Consider the following 1,102-nt stretch of genomic DNA (forward strand, 5'->3'; position numbering starts at 1 on the left):
TATTGATCTTCTCTAAAAACATGACAACCGCTGTACCGTCCGTGCGTTATGTCTGCAGGCTTGTTCCTGGAGAATATGGGCATGGTGCAAAAGCGATTGAGCGAGGCGGCGAAAAAGCGGGTGCGCGCCGGGCGGATGCTGCAAAAAGGCAAGGGCTGCGCCGAGGTGGCGCTGGCTGTGGGCGTGGCGCGCCAGACCGTATACACATGGAAGGCTTTGCTTGATGAGGGCGGCATCGACGCCCTGCGCGCCGTGCCCGAGCGGGGCCGGCCTGCCCAGCTTGACCAGGCGCAACTGGCCAGCGTGCGCGCGGCGCTTTTGCAAAGTCCGACCGAACATGGATTTGGCACCGAGCTGTGGACGCTCAAGCGCGTGGGCGTGGTCATCGAACGCATGCACGGCGTGCGTTTCAGCCAAGCGCATGTCTGGCGCATTCTGGGCGCTCTGGGGTTCAGCCCCCAAAAGCCCGAGAAGCGGGCTATCGAGCGCGACGAGGATGCGGTGCGCGGCTGGAAACGCAGTACCTGGCCGGCCCTCAAAAAAAAGCCCAGCGAGACGGCCGACTGATCGTCTTCGTGGACGAATCGGGCATCAGCGAGCGCCCGACCCGGGTACGCACCTGGGCACCCAAGGGGCACACGCCCATCATCCAGTTTCACTTCAACTGGACCCACGTCTCGGTCATTGCCGGCTTGAGCCGCACCAACTGCCTGTTCCGGCTGCACGAGGGCAGTATCAAGAAGGAAGAGATCGTCGAATTCCTCAAGGCGCTCAAGGCCCATCTGAAACAACCGCTGTTGGTGATCTGGGATGGTTTGAAGGCGCACAAAAGCCGCTTGGTGCGCGACTACCTGGACGGCCTGCGCGGACACATTCAGATCGCCTTCCTGCCGCCCTATGCGCCGGACCTCAATCCGGTGGAGTACCTGTGGGCCTGGCTCAAGCGGCACGCGCTGGCCAACTACTGTCCCAACAATCTGAGCGAGCTGCACACGACCGCACGCAACAAGCTCAAGAGCGCGCAAAAGCGCCCCTCGATCATCGCCGCTTGCTGGATGCAGGCTACGCTGTGGTGATGTCATGAATTATGAAAGCCTCAATA

Annotated in this window: 1 protein-coding gene; it reads left to right on the top strand. The window is 61.6% G+C overall.

All coding sequences use genetic code 11. The annotated features are described in order from the left end of the window. The first annotated feature begins 81 nt into the window (after nt 1–81). Nucleotides 82–1,076 (top strand): IS630 family transposase gene (locus ACYVH8_RS12740; RefSeq protein ID WP_460489190.1). Its coding sequence is split into 2 segments (ribosomal slippage): nt 82–547 and nt 547–1,076, totalling 996 coding nucleotides; the frame shifts between segments, so codons are not numbered across the junction. Nucleotides 1,077–1,102 lie beyond the last annotated feature (26 nt).

The organism is Curvibacter fontanus (genome assembly GCF_054780335.1).